At 62.5% G+C, this 19,503-nt stretch carries 14 protein-coding genes; 5 read left to right on the top strand and 9 right to left on the bottom strand.

The window, feature by feature from the left end; genetic code table 11:
- Positions 1–23 precede the first annotated feature (23 nt).
- The 8 genes from DDF70_RS00395 to DDF70_RS00430 all read right to left on the bottom strand — a co-directional run bounded on the left by DDF70_RS00395 (position 24) and on the right by DDF70_RS00430 (position 13,218).
- Positions 24–2,132: a response regulator gene (locus DDF70_RS00395; RefSeq protein ID WP_114942892.1), complete on the bottom strand. Its 2,109-nt coding sequence runs from the start codon at positions 2,130–2,132 to the stop codon at positions 24–26.
- Positions 2,129–7,981 (bottom strand): HAMP domain-containing protein, encoded by a 5,853-nt coding sequence (locus DDF70_RS00400; protein WP_114942893.1) that lies wholly within the window; start codon positions 7,979–7,981, stop codon positions 2,129–2,131. Before DDF70_RS00400 ends, DDF70_RS00395 begins: the two co-directional genes overlap by 4 nt.
- Positions 7,982–8,353: 372 nt before the next feature.
- The gene (locus DDF70_RS00405) at positions 8,354–8,692 is read right to left on the bottom strand and encodes a cupin domain-containing protein (protein ID WP_114942894.1); all 339 of its coding nucleotides are present in this window, start codon (positions 8,690–8,692) and stop codon (positions 8,354–8,356) included.
- 18 nt (positions 8,693–8,710) lie between these two features.
- Complete coding sequence (gene kduD, locus DDF70_RS00410) at positions 8,711–9,469, bottom strand: 2-dehydro-3-deoxy-D-gluconate 5-dehydrogenase KduD (RefSeq protein ID WP_114942895.1); 759 nt, start codon at positions 9,467–9,469, stop codon at positions 8,711–8,713.
- Between the two features lie 10 nt (positions 9,470–9,479).
- A complete protein-coding gene (kduI, locus tag DDF70_RS00415; RefSeq protein ID WP_114943267.1) occupies positions 9,480–10,316 on the bottom strand; it encodes a 5-dehydro-4-deoxy-D-glucuronate isomerase in 837 nt (278 codons plus the stop codon).
- A 23-nt stretch (positions 10,317–10,339) separates the two neighbouring features.
- A complete protein-coding gene (locus tag DDF70_RS00420) occupies positions 10,340–11,620 on the bottom strand; it encodes a TRAP transporter large permease (RefSeq protein ID WP_114942896.1) in 1,281 nt (426 codons plus the stop codon).
- A gap of 4 nt (positions 11,621–11,624) precedes the next feature.
- Positions 11,625–12,164 carry a TRAP transporter small permease gene (locus DDF70_RS00425; RefSeq protein ID WP_114942897.1) on the bottom strand — a complete coding sequence of 180 codons (540 nt, stop codon included), beginning with the start codon at positions 12,162–12,164 and terminating at the stop codon, positions 11,625–11,627.
- Positions 12,165–12,237: 73 nt separating this feature from the next.
- Complete coding sequence (locus tag DDF70_RS00430; RefSeq protein WP_114942898.1) at positions 12,238–13,218, bottom strand: TRAP transporter substrate-binding protein; 981 nt, start codon at positions 13,216–13,218, stop codon at positions 12,238–12,240.
- Positions 13,219–13,410: 192 nt separating this feature from the next.
- On the opposite strand from DDF70_RS00430, the gene DDF70_RS00435 reads away from it, so the two are divergent.
- Positions 13,411–14,091 carry a GntR family transcriptional regulator gene (locus DDF70_RS00435; RefSeq protein WP_114942899.1) on the top strand — a complete coding sequence of 227 codons (681 nt, stop codon included), beginning with the start codon at positions 13,411–13,413 and terminating at the stop codon, positions 14,089–14,091.
- 182 nt (positions 14,092–14,273) lie between these two features.
- Here DDF70_RS00435 and DDF70_RS00440 read toward each other — a convergent pair whose 3' ends face one another.
- Positions 14,274–14,729 carry an Lrp/AsnC family transcriptional regulator gene (locus DDF70_RS00440; RefSeq protein WP_114942900.1) on the bottom strand — a complete coding sequence of 152 codons (456 nt, stop codon included), beginning with the start codon at positions 14,727–14,729 and terminating at the stop codon, positions 14,274–14,276.
- Positions 14,730–15,176: 447 nt separating this feature from the next.
- Between DDF70_RS00440 and DDF70_RS00445 the strand changes: the two genes are divergently transcribed.
- From DDF70_RS00445 to DDF70_RS00460, 4 genes are read left to right on the top strand one after another with little or no spacing between them, the layout of a single operon-like run.
- Positions 15,177–16,049, top strand: a complete 873-nt coding sequence (locus tag DDF70_RS00445) for a MetQ/NlpA family ABC transporter substrate-binding protein (RefSeq protein WP_114942901.1) — start codon at positions 15,177–15,179, stop codon at positions 16,047–16,049.
- Between the two features lie 31 nt (positions 16,050–16,080).
- Positions 16,081–17,481 (top strand): LLM class flavin-dependent oxidoreductase, encoded by a 1,401-nt coding sequence (locus DDF70_RS00450; protein ID WP_114942902.1) that lies wholly within the window; start codon positions 16,081–16,083, stop codon positions 17,479–17,481.
- Positions 17,482–17,511: 30 nt separating this feature from the next.
- Complete coding sequence (locus DDF70_RS00455) at positions 17,512–18,825, top strand: acyl-CoA dehydrogenase family protein (RefSeq protein WP_114942903.1); 1,314 nt, start codon at positions 17,512–17,514, stop codon at positions 18,823–18,825.
- Between the two features lie 19 nt (positions 18,826–18,844).
- The gene (locus DDF70_RS00460) at positions 18,845–19,498 is read left to right on the top strand and encodes a methionine ABC transporter permease (protein WP_114942904.1); all 654 of its coding nucleotides are present in this window, start codon (positions 18,845–18,847) and stop codon (positions 19,496–19,498) included.
- Positions 19,499–19,503 lie beyond the last annotated feature (5 nt).

Here is a 19,503-nt window from a genome sequence, read left to right on the forward strand (position 1 = left end):
CCGCCTGCCGCAACTCGGCGCAGCTATGCGACAGCGGCGGTCTGACGCATAGCTGCATTCTCCAACTCAACACCCTGCGAAGAGCCCATCAGCGATCGGATCCTGTCCGCCAAATCGCTCGCCCGATAGGGCTTGTAGAGAAGATTGAGGTCTTCGAGTTTGTCTTCGCCGTCGAAATATCCTGTGGTCAGGAGGACTTGGACGTCCGGCTGTTCCTTCTGAATGAGCCGGGCCAGGTCTATGCCGCTGAGGGCACCCGGCATCCTGACGTCGGAGAGAACGAGCTTGATGTCCTTCTTCGATTTCAGAAGCCGAGCGGCCTCATCGCCGGTCTCGGCCTCCATGACTTTGAAGCCAAGAGAATGCAGAGTGGACTGTGCCACTTGGCGAACGGCAGGATTGTCCTCAACGACAAGCACCATGCGGCCATCCCCGAAAGGGTGAACGACGGCCGATTGGTTATCCTCTGCTCTTTCCGCCGCATCGTGCGAGCGAGGGAGGTAGATGCGGATCGTCGTGCCCGCATTCGGCTCACTCTCGACCTCCACATGGCCTTGGCATTGCTGGACGAAACCATAGACCATGCTCAGGCCCAGGCCGGTGCCTTTTCCGCTTTCCTTCGTTGTGAAGAACGGCTCGAAGACCTTCTCCAGCACCTCGGGTGGCATTCCGATTCCCGTGTCGCTCACGGAGATTACGACGAACTCCCCGCCGGGAGCGGATTTCCCCTCCTCCACCACCTGATTCTTGACGCAGATCGTGAGATCGCCCCCATCGGGCATGGCATCGCGGGCGTTGACCGCGAGGTTCAGGAGCGCCGCCTCGAACTGGGCGCGATCGACTTGGATCGGCCAGATGCCTTCTTCAAGATTCAGGCTCGCATTGATGTGCTCGCCCAGCGTTCTGCGCATCAGCTCGAGCAGGCTCGGCATCAGGCTCGTGACGTCGATGGTTGAAACCTGCAGGGCCTGACGCCGGGAGAAGGTCAGAAGCCGGTAGGTGAGATCGGCGCAATGCTGGGCGCTTTCGAGCGCCATTCGCACCCGGCGCTCGGCTTTCTCGTTGCCCTGAATGGATTTCTTCAGAAGATCAAGATTGCCGATCACGACGCTCAGCATGTTGTTGAAATCGTGCGCGATCCCGCCGGTGAGTCGGCCGACCGCCTCGAGCTTGCTGGCATGAAGCAGGTTCTGCTCCATCTGCTTGCTCTCCGTGGTATCGAACCACATCCCGAAGAATTCACGCGGACGACCGTTCTCGTCGCGCATGAGGACCGTCTGGTCGAGGAAATGCCGCTCGACATCGTCGGCGCAGCGCCAGCGATACTCGAGATTGACGGAGCCCTCTTCCTCCAGCCTCCTCAGCTGGGCCAGGACACGTTCCCGGTCCTCCGGATTGATGCGGGATGACCAGAAGTCAGGACGCTCGAGGAAAGCCTCCGGCCGGAATCCCGTGATGCGCTCGATGCTCTCATTGGTGAAATGGAGGCGGCGATGATCCTCCTCGACGGAGGCCGTATAGAGCGCGATGGGCAGCGATTGCAGGACGATCGACTGATGCTCCTCGCGGCGGCGCAGGGCCTGCTCCGCCTTCAGCTTTTCGCTGCGGACATGAAGGTTGTCCATCAGCAGACGGCGCTCCTGCTCGGCCTGCCGACGAATCTCCTCCGTCTTGCGATAAAGGTCGACGAAAATGTCGACCTTGGATCTGAGGATCAGGGGCTCAATAGGCTTGAAGACATAATCGACGGCCCCCGCCGAGTATCCCTTGAAGACGTGCATGTCGTCCTTGTTGAAAGCCGTCAGGAACAGGATCGGCACGCGCGAGGAGCGCGGCCGGTTCCTGATCAGGCTTGCAACCTCATACCCGTCGAGCCGGGGCATCTGCACGTCGAGCAGGATGACCGCGAAGTCATCCTTCAGGACGTGGCGCAGGGCCCCCTCGCCGGAATCGGCGGTCACGATCTCCACGCCTGGAGACCGGAGCACCTCTTCGACGGCGATCAGGTTTCTCGGATCGTCGTCGACCACCAGGATCTTGGCCGGAATCGGATCCGAAGGGGGGCGGACCGAGACCAGATGAAAGTCATCCAGCCCCTGGCTCAGCTCCCCTTGCCGTAGGTCGTCCGTCATGAGTTCAACCCGGTCTCTGCCGCACCATCGGGAGCCATCTTCCCGTCCGGGATATATGTGCTCCGACTGAGTTGAACGCGCAAGACGGCCAGAAGTTGATCCACATCAACAGGCTTCGACACGTAGTCCGTCGCGCCGGCCTCGAGGCACTTCTCCCGGTCGCCCTTCATGGCCTTCGCCGTCACTGCAACGAGGGGAAGATCGCGATAACGCGGGATATTCCGGATTTCCCGCATGGTCTCGTAGCCGTCCATCTCGGGCATCATGATATCGACCAGAGCCACGTCGACATCCGGATTGGCCTGAAGCTTCTCGATGCCCTCCAGGCCGTTCTCGGCGAAGATAACCGAGATCCCATGCTGCTCGAGCGCGCTTGTCAGCGAGAAGATGTTGCGCATGTCGTCGTCGATGATCAGAACCTTCCGGCCGTCGAGCGATCCGTCGGTACGTTGCGGGACGACGATGTGCTTTTCTTCGGGTATGGCGTTGATCGCCCGGTGCAGGAACAGAGCCGTATCGTTGAGAAGGCGCTCCGACGAGCCCTCGCCTTTCACGATGAGCGTTGCCGCCATTCCTTGCAGATGGCGCTCCTCGGCCTTGGTCAGGTCCTGGCCGGTATAGATGACGATCGGCAGCTCCTCTCCACCCTTCGTCTTGCGCATGCGCTCGATGAGTTCAGAACCGGGGAGATCCGGCAGTCCCAGATCGACGATGGCGCAGTCGAACTGCCGCACCTGGATGGCCTCCAGGGCCGTCTCGGCCGTTCCCACGGCCGTCACGTCGACCTGCTCGCTCTTCATGAGTTCGGAGAGGCTCATGCGCTGAATGTCGTCATCCTCGACGAGAAGCAGCTTCTTCACGGGGCGATCGATGAATTCCTTCGTGCGGTTGAGCGCTCCCATGAGCGCCTCCCGGTCGACGGGCTTCTCCAGGAAGCCGAAGGCGCCCGCCTTGAGCCCGCGCTTCTTCTGATCGTCGACGGAGATCACGTGGATCGGCACATGACGGGTGCGCGGATCGTGCTTCAAGAGATCGAGAAGCGCCCAACCGTCCATGTCGGGAAGGCCGATATCGAGCGTGATCGCATGAGGCTTGTAGCGATGCGCGAGGGCGAGCGCCGAGGCGCCGTCCATGGCGATCAATCCCCTGAAGCCTTCCTCACGGGCAAGCTCCAGCAGCACGGAGGCGAACATGGCGTCGTCCTCGACGATGAGGACGACACGGTCTCCGCTCGTGATCGCATGGCGGTCGTCGAGCGAGGCGGAGAGAGCCATTGCGGCCGACGGCTGCCGGATCATCGTTCCGGCGGTCTCGTCCATCGTGGTGGTGGATTGAGCGGCTCCGTCGCCGTTCGGCCGCACGGAGGAGACCGCACCGGCCGTCCCGTGACTGGCCGGCGGATCGACGGGAACGAAGAGCGTGAACGTCGAGCCGCCTCCCGGCGTGCTCGACACCACGATCTCCCCGCCGAGCAGACGGGCGATCTCACGGCTGATCGACAGGCCGAGGCCGGTTCCACCATATTTCCGGCTCGTCGTGCCGTCGGCCTGCTGGAACGCCTCGAAGATGATGCGCTGCTTTTCCTCCGGGATGCCGATGCCCGTATCCGTTACCGATATGGCGATCCACTGGCTGCCGGCCCGAAGCGGCGTTCCTTCCGCCGATCCGATCTGCAGCGTCACGCCCCCGCGCTCCGTAAATTTGAAGGCGTTCGACAACAGATTGCGAAGTACCTGCTGCAGTCGCTTGGAATCCGTCCTGATCGCCGGCGGCAGCTTCTGGTCGACCTCCACATGGAAATCGAGCTTTCGTTCCTCCGCTACCTGGCGGAAGGTCCGTTCCATGTTGTCGACCAGGTCCTTGAAGGCAACGCTCGACACCTCCAGGCTGACGGTGCCGGACTCGATCTTCGACAGGTCCAGAATGTCGTTGATGAGCGAAAGCAGATCGGAGCCAGCCGCGTGGATGGTCTTGGCGAACTCCCTCTGCTTGTCGGTCAGGTTGCCATCCGAGTTCTCGGTCAGGAGCTTCGAGAGGATGAGGAGCGAGTTGAGCGGCGTCCGCAACTCGTGGCTCATATTGGCCAGGAACTGCGACTTGTAGCGCGACGTGAGCGAGAGCTGTTCGGCCTTCTCCTCCAGGGCGGTCTTCGCAACGGACACTTCCTGGTTCTTCGTCTCGACCTCTCTCTTCTGAAGTTCGAGCAGCCGCGCCTTGTCCTCGAGCTCCTCGTTCGTCTTCTGCAAGGCCTCCTGCTGCTGCCGCAGGAGTTCCTCGGACTGGCGCAGGCTGGCGGCTTGCTGCTCCAGCCGGTCGTTGGTGTTTCTCAGCTCTTCCTGCTGGCTCTGCAGCTCGGTGGTCAGAAGCTGGGACTGCTTCAGCAGGCCTTCCGTCCGCATGTTCGCTGCGATCGTGTTGAGAACGATGCCGATCGATTCCGTGAGCTGTTCGAGGAACGACTGATGCGTCTCCGAGAAGCGGCTGAAGGAGGCGAGTTCGATCACCGCCTTGACCTCCTGCTCGAACAGGACAGGCAGCACGATGATGTTGAGGGGCGGCGCTTCACCCAGAGCCGAACTGATAGTGATGTAGTCGCCCGGCACGTTGGTGAGCAAAATCCGCTTCTTCTCGTAGGCAACCTGCCCGACCAGCCCCTCGCGGAGGCGGAAGCGGTTGTTGAGATGTTTCCTCTCCGTGAAGGCGTAAGACGCCACCATGTCGAGGATCGGTCCGCTGCCGTCATTCTCCATCTTGTAGAAGACGCCCTGCTGGGCATTCACGAGCGGGGCGATCTCCGACAGGATCATGTTGGACACGGTGGTGAGATCGCGCTCGCCCTGCAGCATGCGGGTGAACTTGGCGAGATTGGTCTTCAGCCAATCCTGCTCCGCGTTCTTGAGCGTCGTATCGCGCAAGTTGCGGATCATCTCGTTGACGTTGTCCTTGAGCGAGGCCAGCTCGCCCGAGGCTTCCACCGAAATCGAACGCGTCAGATCGCCCTTGGTCACGGCGGTGGCCACGTCCGCGATGGCGCGCACCTGGGTGGTGAGGTTGGCCGCAAGCTGGTTAACGTTGTCGGTGAGATCGCGCCACAGGCCCGCGGCGCCGGGCACCCTCGCCTGTCCGCCGAGCTTGCCCTCTACGCCCACCTCGCGGGCGACGTTCGTCACCTGGTCGGCGAAGGTGGCCAGCGTGTCGATCATCTCGTTGATGGTCTCGGCAAGCGCGGCGATTTCGCCCTTGGCATCCACGACGAGCTTGCGCTTGAGGTCACCCTCGGCGACGGCTGTCACCACGCTGGCGATGCCGCGCACCTGACCGGTGAGGTTGTTCGCCATCATGTTGACGTTGTCAGTGAGGTCCTTCCAGGTGCCGGCCACGCCGCGCACCTGAGCCTGACCGCCGAGCTTGCCTTCGATGCCCACTTCGCGCGCCACGCGCGTCACTTCGGACGCGAAGGAGTTGAGCTGGTCCACCATGGTGTTGATCGTGGACTTCAGCTCAAGGATTTCGCCACGGACATCGACGGTGATCTTCTTGGACAGGTCGCCGTTCGCGACCGCCGTCGTCACCTCGGCGATGTTACGCACCTGACCGGTCAGGTTCGCCGCCATCATGTTGACGTTGTCGGTGAGGTCCTTCCAGACGCCGCCGACGCCGCGCACCTGCGCTTGTCCACCAAGTTTGCCCTCGGTGCCCACTTCACGCGCCACGCGGGTCACCTCGCCGGCGAAGGAATTCAGCTGGTCCACCATGGTGTTGATCGTGGACTTCAGCTCCAGGATTTCGCCTTCGACCGCAACAGTGATCTTTTTCGACAGGTCGCCGTTCGCGACCGCCGTCGTCACCTCGGCGATGTTACGCACCTGACCGGTCAGGTTCGCCGCCATCATGTTGACGTTGTCGGTGAGGTCCTTCCAGACGCCGCCGACGCCGCGCACCTGCGCTTGTCCACCAAGTTTGCCCTCGGTGCCCACTTCACGCGCCACGCGGGTCACCTCGCCGGCGAAGGAATTCAGCTGGTCCACCATGGTGTTGATCGTGGACTTCAGCTCCAGGATTTCGCCTTCGACCGCAACAGTGATCTTTTTCGACAGGTCGCCGTTCGCGACCGCCGTCGTCACCTCGGCGATGTTACGCACCTGACCCGTCAGGTTCGCCGCCATCAGGTTCACGTTGTCGGTGAGGTCCTTCCAGGTGCCGGCCACGCCTTCCACGCGGGCTTGGCCACCGAGCTTGCCTTCGGATCCCACCTCTTTCGCCACGCGGGTCACCTCGCCGGCGAAGGAATTCAGCTGATCCACCATGGTGTTGATGGTCGATTTCAGCTCGAGGATTTCTCCACGCACTTCGACGGTGATCTTCTTGGAGAGGTCACCGTTCGCGACGGCCGTGGTCACTTCCGCGATGTTACGCACCTGCCCGGTCAGGTTCGCCGCCATCAGGTTCACGTTGTCGGTCAGGTCCTTCCAGGTACCCGCCACGCCACGCACCTGCGCCTGACCGCCGAGCTTGCCTTCCGAGCCCACTTCCTTCGCCACACGGGTCACTTCGGACGCGAACGAATTCAGCTGGTCCACCATGGTGTTGATGGTGTTCTTGAGTTCCAGGATCTCGCCCCGGACCTCCACGGTGATCTTCTTGGAGAGGTCGCCGTTCGCGACCGCGGTCGTGACCTCGGCGATGTTGCGAACCTGGGCGGTCAGATTCGCGCCCATCATGTTCACATTCTCTGTGAGATCGCGCCAGACGCCACCGACGCCCTCCACCTGCGCCTGACCGCCGAGTTTGCCTTCCGAGCCCACTTCCTTCGCGACGCGCGTCACTTCCGAGGCAAAGGAGTTGAGCTGGTCGACCATGGTGTTGATGGTGGACTTGAGGGCCAGAATCTCGCCCTTCACATCTACCGTGATCTTCTTGGACAGGTCGCCGCGGGCAACCGCCGTGGTGACCTCTGCGATGTTACGCACCTGACCCGTCAGGTTGGCGGCCATCATGTTGACGTTGTCGGTCAGATCCTTCCAGACGCCGCCGACGCCACGCACTTGGGCCTGACCGCCGAGCTTGCCTTCCGACCCGACCTCTTTCGCGACGCGCGTCACCTCGGACGCGAAGGAGTTGAGCTGGTCCACCATGGTGTTGATGGTGTCCTTCAGCTCCAGGATCTCGCCCTTCACGTCGACGGTGATCTTCTTGGACAGGTCGCCGTTCGCCACGGCGGTGGTGACCTCGGCAATGTTGCGGACCTGACCGGTGAGGTTTGCCGCCATCAGGTTCACGTTCTCGGTGAGGTCCTTCCAGGTGCCGGCCACGCCCTTGACCTTCGCCTGACCGCCGAGCTTGCCTTCCGATCCCACCTCGCGCGCCACGCGGGTCACCTCCGAGGCGAAGCTGCCGAGCTGGCCGACCATGGTGTTGACCACTTTGCCGATGCGCAGGAATTCGCCACGCAGGGGACGCCCATCGGTCGCGAGATCGATCGTCTGGCTCAAATCGCCCTTCGCCACCGCGCCGATGACCCGCGCCACCTCGACGGTCGGCTGAACGATGTCGCCGATCATCGCATTCACGGAGTCGACGCATTCGCTCCAGCAGCCGGTCGCCCCTGCAAGGCGCCCGCGCTCCTCGATCCGGCCTTCCTTACCGACGACCTTGGCGACGCGCTCCAGTTCCTGCGCGAGGCCGTGGTTCAGGTCCGCTATATCGTTGAACGCCTCCGCAATCTCGCCATCGATACCGGTCAGATCCGACGGCAGACGGGTGGAAAAATCGCCTTTTCTCAAGGCTCGCAGTGTTTTGAGAAGCAGCCTGGGATCAAGCTGCGAAGTGGCGGTTTCAACTTGCGACATAAAAGCCCCCGTTACGCTGTTCCAGACGCAACCCACGCCTGGCCCCCTTGTGCCGACATTCCAAAAGCTACTTTGTTCGTCTTCAGATGGAATTCGACCGACCTTAACGTTTTTCAAGAGGCGGAGTTCCATGCCGGACCAAATTTCGCGATGGATCGGTTAACGCGAAATATTCTGTCGCAGACCGGCCACATGTGGCCGTCGGGGCTCCGGGAGAGGGAGCGACGCATGGAAGCCGGCTTACCGACTGACGGGGGTGTCGCCTGGACCGTCGGCACAGCCCAGAAACCGATCGGTCCGACAGCAAACAAGCCGCAACCAGTCATGGTGCGGCTTGAGGCAGGAAATTGACTGTAGGGTGTGGGCGTCAGGTCAGACGAAATCTTCACGCATCGGGGTGAAGACGTCGAGAAGCACCCCGGCTTCCACCGCAACGGCGCCATGAATGGCGTTGGGAGGCACGAGAAAGCTGTCGCCCTGCTTCAGCCTCTCGGTCCGCCCGGCAATCGTCACGTCGAAGACGCCCGCTTCGACAAGGCTGCACTGGATATGCGGATGCGAATGGGGCGTGCCGACGGCACCCGCCCGGAAATCTACGCGCACCATCATCACCTCTGCATTATAGGTGAGGATCTTGCGGCGGATACCCTCGCCTGCCGGCTCCCAATCGAGCTTGCTGTCAAAGGCGAAAGGTTCATTGATGCGGTTCATAGTTCCTCCAGAAAGTTCTCAACGGGCGAGCCATCCGCCATCCACCGGCAAAACGACACCGTGAATGTAATTTGCGGCTGACGATGCCAGGAAGACGGCAGCGCCGCCGAGATCCGTCGGATCGCCCCATCGCCCGGCGGGGATACGCCCGAGAATTTCGCCGCTTCGTTTGGGATCATTGCGGAGCGCCTCCGTGTTGTTGGTCACGAAGTAGCCCGGCGCGATGGCATTCACGTTGATGCCTTTCCCCGCCCATTCGCAGGCGAGCAACCGCGTGAGCCCGGCCAGCCCGCTCTTGCTCGCGGTATAAGACGGAATGCGGATTCCGCCTTGGAAGGACAGGAGCGAAGCGATGTTGATGATCTTGCCGCCGCGCTCGTCCGCCAGCATGGTACGGGCTGCCGCTTGGGACAGGAAGAATGTGGATTTGAGATTGACGTTCATCACGTCGTCCCAATCCTTCTCCGTGAAGTCGATGGCATCCGCGCGGCGGATGATGCCGGCGTTGTTGACGAGGATGTCGATCCGTCCGTTGACCGACGTCGCCTCGGCGACGATGCGCTCGACGGGTTCGAGGCTCGACAGATCCGCCTGCACGGAATGAAAGTCCGCGCCTGCATCCCGGCACAGGCGCTCGGTCTCGTCCATGGCCGAGCGTCCCACGGCCACGATGGAAGCGCCTGCTTGCGCCAGCGCGACGGCGATCGCCTGGCCGAGCCCGGTATTGGCCCCGGTCACGACCGCCGTCTTGCCGGTCAGATCGATGGAATACGTCATCGCACGATCCTCACCGCAACGAGTCCATGGGCACCATGTCCATGTCGGTGAAGTCCTGGTTGTCGCCGCCCATGGCCCAGACGAAGGTGTAGTTGCTGGTGCCGACACCCGAATGGATGGACCAGCCCGGAGAGAGGATCGCCTGCTCGTTGGCGACGACGAGATGCTTCGTCTCGTCGGGCTCGCCCATGAAATGGAACACGCGTGTGTCGGGCTGCATGTCGAAATAGACATAGACTTCCGAGCGACGGTCGTGCACGTGAGCCGGCATGGTGTTCCACATGCTGCCGGGCTTTAGCTGCGTCATGCCGAGAACGAGCTGGGCCGAGCGGCACACCTCGGGATGAATCATCTGGAAGATCGTGCGGACATTGCCGTTCGCCGCATCGCCCAGATCGACCCGGCGGGCGCGGTCGAGGCCGATCTTCACGGTCTCGAAACGGGCATGGGCCGGCGTGCTCACGAGATAGAACTTCGCCGGATTGCTCTCGTCGAGGCTCTCGAAGCAGACGTCCTTCGTGCCCATGGCGATGTAGAGGGCGTCGCGGGGTCCGAGGTTGTGGACCTCGCCGTCCGTATGCACGCGCCCCGCCCCGCCGAGATTGACGACGCCGAGCTCGCGGCGGTCCAGGAAGTTCGGAGAGCCGATCTGCTTGTGCGTTTCAAGCCTGATCGCTCCGGCGGCCGGTGTCGCGCCCCCGACGACAAGCCGGTCGATATGGCTGTAGGTCAGCCTGACCTCGCCGGGAACGAACAGCGTCTCGATCAGGAAGTGCCGGCGCAGTTCGGCCGTGCTGAAATGGCGGACTGCCTCGGGATGGCATACCTGCCGGATGTCGATGGTCATCATTACCTCTCGGATGCGGTGATTTAGCGGAACAGGGCCGGAAGCCCGAGCGACAGGCCGGGGATGTAGGTGACGAGCAGCAGCACGAAGACGCTGGCGCCAAGGAACGGCCAGATGGTCTTCATGGCCTCGCCGATGGTGATCTTTCCGACCGCGCATCCGACGAAGAGCACTGAGCCCACCGGCGGAGTGTTGAGACCGATGCCGGCATTGAGGATGAGGATCACGCCGAAATGCACCGGGTCGATGCCGAAGGCCTTGATCACGGGCAGGAAGATCGGCGTGCAGATGATGATCATCGGCGCCATGTCCATGAAGGTCCCGAGCACCAGCAGGATGACGTTGATGAGCAGCAGCACCACAATGGGATTGTCCGACACGCTCCTCATGAGCGAGATCGTGGCCTGCGGTACCTGCAGGAAGGCCATGAGCCAGCCGAATGCACTGGCCGTGCCGATGACGAGCAGGACCATGGCGGTGGTGCGCACGGCTCCCAGCGTCGCCTCGACGAAGCTCTCCCAGTTCATCTCGCGATAGACCAGGAGCGTAACGAGCAGCGCATAGACGACCGCGATGCAGGAACTCTCCGCCGCCGTGAAGACTCCTGAGCGCACGCCGCCGAAGATGATGAAGATCAGCAGGATTCCCGGCACGGCCGATACGAAGAAATAGGCCAGCATCCGGAAGCCTGGGAAGGGATCGGCCGGATAGCCACGGCGCACGGCCACCACATAGGCCGTGACCATCAGGGCGGCGGCCAGAAGAAGTCCCGGCACCACGCCGGCGGTGAAGAGATCCGCCACCGAGATCGTGCCGCCGGCCGCGATCGAATAGATGATCATGTTGTGGGACGGCGGGATGAGCAGCGCGATGATGGCCGCATTCACCGTCACATTGACGCTGTAGTCCTTGGCATAACCCCGCTTCTCCATCTGTGGGATCATGATGCCGCCGATGGCGGAAGCGTCGGCAATCGCCGAGCCTGAAATGCCGCCGAAGAGCGTCGAGGCCACCACGTTCACCTGGCCCAGGCCGCCGCGCAGATGCCCGACGAAGCCGGCCGCCAGGCGGATCAGACGGTCGGCGATGCCTCCGCGCATCATCAGGTCGCCCGCATAGATGAAAAACGGGATCGCCATCATGGCGAAGGCGTTCATGCCGGAATTGAGCTGCTGGAACACCACCACCGGCGGCAGCTGCATGTAGAGCACCGTCGCCAGCGACGCGATGCCGAGACAGAATGCGACCGGCGTGCCGATGATGAGCAGGAGCGTGAAGACGCCGAAGAGAACCCACATCTCCATGACATCACTCCTTCACGGCTGCGAGACGCGGCTCGTCCGCGCGCACCAAGGGCACTTCTTCTCCTGCGAGCAGGAGGCGAACGAGCTTTTCCAGGGAAAACAAGGCGATCAGAACGCCGCCGACCGCGAGGGGCACGTAGTCGAAGCCCTGCGGGATCGGCAGGCCCGGCATCAGGGCGGACCAGGTTTCCACCGCCAGAGCCGTGCCGTACCAGGCCATGGCGGCTCCGAAGAGCATCACCAGCACCTCGGTGACGGCGAGCATGATCTGACGCAGGCCGTGCGGCGCGTAATGAAGGGCGATCTCGAAGCCAAGATGGTTGCCCTCGCGCACGCCCACGGCGGAGCCGAGCAGGATGAACCAGCTCATGAGAAGCAGCGAGGCCGGCTCCGTCCAGCTCGGCGACTGGTTCAGCACATAGCGGCCGAACACCTGCCAGGCGACGAAGAGGGTCATTGCGACGAGGCCGATCCCGGCGATCCAGAGAGCCGCCCGATTCACGACGGCGAGGATGCGGGACAGCGCGGCAAGTTCAGCACGCATCGGTGAGGGTCTCCGGTGGAGCAAGAGACGGACCGGCCCTCAAGCCGATCCGCTGGCATCGGTATGGGGAGGCTCAGTTCATCGCCTGGATGCGGGAGACGAGCTCCTTTACCTTCGCGTCCTTGGCGTATTTCTCGTAAACGGGCTTCATGGCGTCGATGAAAGGCTGCTTGTCGACGTTGTTGATCTGGCTGCCGCTCGCCCGGATCTTCTTCTCGGCGTCCTTCTCGCGGGCCTCCCAGAGCTCGCGCATCTTCACGACGGACTCCTTCGCCGTCTCGCGCACCGCCTTCTGGTCTTCCGGCGAGAGCTTGTCGAAGCTCCTCTTCGACATCACCAGGACTTCCGGCGACATGGAATGCTCCGTCAGGGAGTAGAACTTCGCCACTTCGAAGTGGCGGAAGGAATCGTAGCTCGGCCAGTTGTTCTCGGCGCCGTCCACCACGCCGGTCTGAAGCGCGGAATAGACCTCGCCCGGAGGCATCGGCGTTGCGTTGGCGCCAAGTGCATTCACCATATCGAGGAAGAGATCCGACTGGATCACACGTACCTTCATGCCCTTCAGATCGGCCGGCGTGTTGATGGGGCGCTTGGAATTGTAGAACGAGCGCGCGCCCGAGTCGTAGAAGGCGAGCGCCACCAGCCCATGCGGTTCGAAAGCCTTGAGGATCTGGTCGCCGACAGGGCCATCCATGGTCTTGCGCATGTGGTCGACAGACCGGAAGATGAAGGGCAGCGACGGGACCAGCGTCTCAGGGATCAGATTGTTGAACGGGCCCATGTTGATCCGGTTCAGGTCGATCACGCCGAAACGGGTCTGCTCGATGGTGTCCTTTTCCTGTCCGAGCTGCGCGGAATGGAACACCTGCACCTTGTAGCGGCCGTTGGTCTTCTTTTCGAGCAGGGAGCCGAAATACTTCACGGCTTCGACGGTGGGGTATCCGTCCGGGTGGATATCGGCCGAGCGCAGAGTCGTCTGGGCGCCGGCCGAGCCGCTCATGAAAGCCGCCCATACGCCAAGAGCGGTGGCGGCAAGGGTTCTCCTGGTGACCATGATCTTCCTCCTTAGGCTTCCTCAGGTGCGTTATTGTTTCAGACCAAGCCCTTCGCCGGCTTGCCCTGCGCCATGAGCCCGTGCGACTCATCGGGCGGGACCGGATGCCGCTTGCCGCGGCTTACCTGGTCGACGATTGTATGGTAGTATGCACTTATATGTTACGCAACCCGCCAAAAGAATGAGATTGCCGTGAACACGCCCTTCCCTGTCGGCCAAGGCTCCGCTGCCCAACGCATCGAGAACGAGCTGCGCCGCCTGATCATTGCCCTGGAGCTTCCACCCGGAAGCCGGCTTTCCGAGCAGGACATCGCCGAGCGCCATGGGGTCTCGCGCCAACCGGTGCGCGAAGCGCTGATCGGCCTCGCGAGGACCCGTCTGGTGGAGATCCAGCCGCAGCGCGGCACGACGGTCGTGAAGATTTCGGTGCGCAAGATGATGGAGGCGCGGTTCGTCCGGGAGGCCATCGAGACGGCGGTCGTGCGCCGCGCCTGCTCATCCTTCGATCCGCAGAGCCGGGAACGGATCGACGATGTCCTCGAAATGCAGGAGCAGGCCGCCCGGCGGAACGACCACGACGCCTTCCAGCGCTACGACGAGCTATTCCACATCGCGTTGGCCGAAGGGGCTGGATGCCCCCTCGCCTGGGAGGCCGTTCAAGACATCAAGGCCCATATGGACCGGGTCTGCCAGCTGACGCTGCCCAGCCCGGAGGCGATGCTGCCCCTGATCGACCAGCACCGTGCCATCGTGACGGCCATCGACAGCCGCAACGAGGATGCCGCGGCAGAAGCCATGCGCCGGCATCTCACGGAGATCCTGCGCGCCCTGCCGCGCGTCGAGGCCGAGAACCCGGAGCTGTTCAGCTCGTGAGGGACGGCTTATAGCAGGTGGCACCTCCCCGTCATTCCGGGGCGAGCGTGAGCGAGAACCCGGAACCCATAATCACGACGCGGAAGGAAAGAGCGAGCGGCGTCACACCTCTTCCTGAAACGTCAGCGGCTATGGGTTCCGGGCTCCGCTGCGCGGCCCCGGAATGACGGTGGTGGCACCGATCACGACCGCAGCACGAAAGCCGTCGTTGACTTGATCCGTTCCATCGCAAATCTCGACGTGACGTTCTTGAGGGGAATGGCCTTCACCAACTGCTTATAAAAGCTGTCGTAGGCCGCCATGTCGGGCACGACGACGCGCAGGATGTAGTCCACGTCGCCGGCCATGCGGTAGATTTCCATAACCTCGGGAATGCCGGACACGAATTCCGCGAATTGCTGCATCCAGCTCTCGGAGTGGTCATAGGCCTCCACGGCCACGAATGCCGTCAGGCTGAGGCCGATCTTGTCCGGATCGACCAGCGCCACCCGCCGCTGAATGACGCCCGAGGATTCGAGCCGCTGGATCCGTTTCCAGCAAGGCGTCTGGGACAGGTTCACGCGCTGGGCGAGCTCCGCCACGGAGATACTGGCGTCCTCTTGGAGGAACCTCAGGATTTTGGCATCGATTGCGTCCATCGATTGTCCTACCGGCGTTTCGCGAGCCCCTTTATGTTCTTTATACAGAACGAGGTCAAGCCAATCGGACGCACTGAGACCACGACCCAGGACCTATAGGCAATCGAGATAGACGCAAAAACTAGGAATTCCGGCATTCGTGTAAGGAAGAAGAATTTTTCGCCTGCCCGCGCTGGAACCAGAAGAAGTTTTTTCTTTGCATCCGTGTTCTAAAAAAAGAACAATCTAATTGACCCGGACGCATTCGCTGGGCACCATTTCGTCAAGTCTCCGGAATGCGGAATGGGTCTTTTGCATCAGCATAGGAAAGTATCTGCCTGCGGCAGATCAGATTTTCAAAGATGTCAAAGCTCATGACGCGGCGAAACGACGGCCACACATCTTAAGTGGCTCATCGGGAGGCAGGCAACTTCACGTTCTTTTCTTTCAAACCCGAGGTCCCGTTCGATGCTGATCCGAGCTTTCTCCGCATGGAGCCACCGCCGACCAAGCGCAAAGACCCTGCCGCTCCTGGCCCTTCTTGCCGCCTCCGCCTGGGCCCTCGTGGCGGCCCCTGCTCACGCGGAGCCGCCCCTGAAGATCGGCATCAATTCGGGCCTCTCGGCCGATGCGGTGCACCAGGCGGTCAAGGAAGCCAAGGAGCAGGGGCTCGACGTGAAGGTGATCGAGTTCACCGACTGGATCACGCCCAATGCCGCCCTCGTGAACAAGGACATCGACGCGAATTACTTCCAGCATATCCCCTTCCTGGAGGATGCGAAGAAGGCTCGCGGCTATGATTTCGTATCCGTCGGCGTCGGGACGATGTCCAAGGTCGGCCTCTACTCGAAGAAGTACAAGAGCATCGCGGACCTGCCCAACGGCGCAAAGGTCGCCATTGCCAACGATCCGGTGAACGGCGGGCGGGGTCTCGTTCTCCTCGAACGTGTCGGCTTGATCAAGCTCAGGGAAGGCCTGGACTACAAGGCTACCGTCGCCGACATCGTGTCCAATCCGAAGAACATCAAGATCACCGAACTCGTCGCCCAGCAACTGCCGACCGCCCTCGACGACGTGGATCTGGGACAGGGCTACCCTGCAACTCTCAAGCAATACAACATCGATCCGAACTCGGCCCTGATCTTCGACAACGTCCAGAAGCGCTTCGCCATCCAGTGGGTGGTGCGCGCGGAAGACGCCGAGAATCCGCGGATCAAGAAGTTCGTCTCGATCTATCAGAACTCGCCCGAGGTCAAAGCCACCCTCAAGAAGCATTTCGGCGACATGACCGTTCCTGCGTGGGATCTCCCGCAGGCGGCCGCCGCCAATCCGACGAACTGACCAAGAACCAAAGATCGAGCCGGGTGAGGCCATGACCAAGAAGATCAACATCTACGCCTTCGACATGAACTGCGTGGGCCACATCAATCATGGAATGTGGACCCACCCGCGCGATCAATCTCCGTCCTATACGAGTCTGGATTACTGGGTGAACCTCGCGAAGATCGCCGAGCGGGGCAAGCTCGACGGCATCTTTCTCGCCGACATCGTCGGCGTCTACGATGTCTACAAGGGCGGCCCCGAGACGGCCATCGCGGCCGGCGCGCAGGTTCCTGTCAACGACCCGATGCTCGTCGTGCCGGCCATGGCCTATGCCACGAAGCATCTCGGTTTCGGCGTAACCGTCAACACGACCTATGAGCAGCCCTATCTGCATGCCCGCCGCATGTCGACGCTCGATCATCTCACGAATGGCCGCATCGGCTGGAACATCGTGACAGGCTATCTCGACAGCGCGGCCCGCGGCATGGGTCTGCCCGAGCAGCTCGATCACGATCATCGCTACGACATCGCCGACGACTACCTCGACGTGCTCTACAAGCTTTGGGAAGGCAGCTGGGATGACGATGCGGTCGTTCGCGACCGCGCCCGCGGCATCTATGCGCGCCCGGACAAGGTCAGGGCCATCAAGCACGACGGGCCCTATTATCAGATCGACGCCATTCACCTGAGCGAACCGTCTCCTCAGCGAACCCCCGTCCTGTACCAAGCCGGCTCCTCGACACGCGGGCGCGAGTTCGCTGCCAGACATGCCGAATGCGTGTTCACGGGCGGCCCCAATCCGGGCGTTGCGAAAGACATCATCGCGGACATCCGGGCCCGTGCAGCAAGCCATGGGCGCAATCCCCATGACGTGAAGGTCTTCGTCGGCATGAGCCTCGTGGTCGGCCGCACGGAGAAGGAGGCGCAGGACAAGCTGGAGGAGTATCGCCGGCATGCGAGCGTGGAAGGTGCGCTCGCGCATTTCTCGAGTTCGTCGGGCGTGGACTTCGCGAAATACGATCTCGACGAGCCGATCCAGTACGAGAAGAACAACGCCAACAACTCGACCCTTGAAGCGATCACCAAGCGCAGCGCCGGCACGGTCTGGACCGTTCGCAAGCTGATCGACCAGATGATCCTCGGCAGCCGGCAAAAGCCCTTCGTCGGCACGCCCGAGCAGATCGCCGACCATATCGCCTCATGGGTCGAGACGGCCGATATCGACGGCATCAACCTGCCGCGCACGGTCGCGCCGGAGAGCCTGGCCGATTTCGTCGATCTCGTCGTCCCGGCTCTCCAGGAGAGAGGCCTGTTCAAGACCGATTATGCCGACGGAACGCTGCGCGAGAAGCTGTTCGGCGAAGGCCGCAGCCGTCTTCCGGCCGAGCATTGGGGTGCTCGTTACCGTCCGAGCGCGGTGCAGCCGGCTCCCGCTCGAAAAATCGCCTGATCGCTTTTCTCCTTTCGAACGGAAGCACCGATGTCCGCCGCCACAAGCCTTTTTACACCAGACCCGCACATCGGCGCGGGCAGCACCCTGCACCGATCTGCGTCTCTCCCTGTGTCCGACGATGAGCTGGCGCAGCGCTTCCGGCCGATCTTCGCGAAGATCGCCGAGGGAGCCGTTGCGCGCGAGCAGTCGCGCACATTGGCCGTCGAGGCCGTCGCCTGGCTGCGCGACGCCGGTTTCGGCGCCCTGCGCATTCCGCGAGCCTATGGCGGCCTCGGCGCCAGTCTGCCTCAGACGTTCCGGCTTCTCATCGAGCTTGGTGAGGCGGATTCCAACCTGCCCCAGATCTTCCGCGCTCATTTCGCCTTCGTCGAGGAGCGCCTGAACGGCAAGAACGAAGCGGACCGCCGGCGCTGGTTTTCGCTCATCGTCGATGGCGCCCTTTTCGGCGCCGCCATGGCCGAGAAGACGGAGGGCACCGAGACGACCGTGACGCTCACGAAGAACGGCGATCACTGGCTTCTCGACGGCTACAAGTTCTACAGCACCGGGACGATCTACGCGAACTGGATCGTCGCGGTCGCCCTGGAGGGAACGGAGTATGTCTCCCTCGTTCTCCCCACGACGGCGCCGGGCGTCACGATCGAGGACGATTGGGACGGCTTCGGCCAGCGCCTGACCGGCAGCGGCACGACGCGCTTCGACAAGGTCGCAATCCGCGAGGATCAGATCCTGCGCCGGGTCTCCGTCGAGCAGCCGCCGAAGACCTCGTACATCATCGCCTATTACCAGCTCTTCCATCTGGCGGCGCTCGCGGGCATCGCCCGGGCGGTCCTGAAGGATGCCATCGAATTCACCCGCGCCAAGACCCGGACCTTCGCGGTTCCGGGCAAGTCGAGTCCGCGTCATGATCCTCTCGTCCAGGGCGTGATCGGACGTCTCGCGAGCCTGTCGTTTACGGCGGACACGCTGGTGGACGGGGTTGCCGATGCGATTGAATCCTCCTACCAGGCCGCTACCAACGGCCAGGATGCGACGGAACTCTATACCGCGGCCAACATCAAGGCCTATCAGGCGCAGCAGATCGTGATCGAGCAGGTGCTCGAGGCGACCACATTGCTCTTCGAGATCGGCGGCGCCTCGGCCACGAGCGAGACGCGGCGTCTCGACCGCTACTGGCGCAATGCCAGGGTCCTCGCCTCCCACAATCCCGCCATTCAGCGCGAACGCGCCATCGGCGATTACTGGCTGAACGGCACGCCGCCCGTCGGCGTCCTCCAGGCCGTCATCCAGAGCGAAGCCCAGGCGAAGAACGCCGCCGAGGCTTCATCGCGCACCTCATGACCGGAACGGGATACCAGCCATGCCTGCCAACTTCATACCCATGTTCTGGGAGGCCTTCCTCGAAAGCCTGACCATGGTCGGCGTCGCGGGCCTCTTCGCCTTCGCGGCCGGGATCCCCCTGGCTGTCGTTCTCGTCACCACGAGCATCGGCGGCATCTACGAGATGCCGCGCCTCAACCGGGTGCTGGGAAGCGTCATCAACGGCTTCCGCTCGACGCCGTTCATCATTCTGCTGGTCGCTCTCATTCCCTTCACGCGCCTGATCGTCGGCACGTCCATCGGCCTCTGGGCAGCGGTCGTTCCGCTGAGCATCGCCGCGACGCCGTTCTTCGCCCGCATCGCCGAAGTAAGCCTGCGGGAAGTCGATCACGGCCTCGTCGAGGCCGCGCAGGCCATGGGCGCGAGCCGCTGGCAGATCATCGTCCACGTGCTTCTGCCGGAGGCCCTGCCTGGCATCATTCGCGGATTCACCATCACGCTTGTGTCGATGATCGGCTCCTCGGCCATGGCCGGCGCCGTGGGTGCCGGCGGACTGGGCGACCTTGCCATGCGCTATGGTTATCAGCGCTTCGACACGACAGTGATGGTCAGCGTCATCGCGGTCCTGATCGTCATCGTCACGGTGGTCCAATCGACAGGCGATCTCATCGCGAACCGCTTCGACCGGCGGTAACGCGG

Source organism: Microvirga calopogonii (assembly GCF_003347665.1).
Classification (GTDB): domain Bacteria; phylum Pseudomonadota; class Alphaproteobacteria; order Rhizobiales; family Beijerinckiaceae; genus Microvirga; species Microvirga calopogonii.